At 61.2% G+C, this 719-nt stretch carries 1 protein-coding gene; it reads left to right on the top strand.

Annotation, left to right across the window (positions count from 1 at the left end; all coding sequences use genetic code 11):
- Positions 1-30: 30 nt before the first annotated feature.
- A partial coding sequence (locus tag DIE21_RS36870; protein ID WP_185642933.1) for an ATP-grasp domain-containing protein occupies positions 31-719 on the top strand: 689 nt, incomplete at its 3' end.

Below are 719 nucleotides of genomic sequence, written 5' to 3'. Positions count from 1 at the left end.
ATCCAACTCTCAGACTGAAGGGAATCACGCATGAAGATTCACGAGTACCAGGGTAAGGAAATCCTGCGGAAATTCGGCGTCGCGGTACCGCGCGGCAAGCCGGCGTTCTCGGTTGACGAGGCCGTCAAGGTTGCGGAAGAGCTCGGCGGCCCGGTGTGGGTCGTGAAGGCTCAGATTCACGCGGGTGGTCGTGGCAAGGGCGGCGGCGTGAAGGTGGCGAAGTCGATCGAGCAGGTTCGCGAATACGCGAACCAGATCCTCGGCATGCAGCTCGTCACGCACCAGACCGGTCCGGAAGGCCAGAAGGTCAACCGTCTGATGATCGAAGAAGGCGCCGACATCAAGCAGGAACTGTATGTCAGCCTCGTCGTTGATCGCGTGTCGCAAAAGATCGTTCTGATGGGTTCGAGCGAAGGCGGCATGGACATCGAGGAAGTTGCCGAAAAGCACCCGGAACTGATCCACAAGGTCATCGTCGAGCCGTCGACCGGCCTGCTCGACGCCCAGGCCGACGACCTGGCCGCGAAGATCGGCGTGCCGGCTGCTTCGATTCCGCAAGCGCGCGCCATCCTGCAAGGCCTGTACAAGGCATTCTGGGAAACCGACGCGTCGCTGGCTGAAATCAACCCGCTGAACGTCTCCGGCGACGGCAAGGTCATCGCACTCGACGCGAAGTTCAACTTCGACTCGAACGCGCTGTTCCGCCACCCGGAAATCGT

Source organism: Burkholderia sp. Bp9140, assembly GCF_003853425.1.
In the GTDB taxonomy this organism is placed as follows: Bacteria; Pseudomonadota; Gammaproteobacteria; order Burkholderiales; family Burkholderiaceae; genus Burkholderia.
The sequence above is the reverse complement of the archived record's forward strand: the minus strand, read 5'-3'. Positions and strand labels throughout refer to the sequence as shown.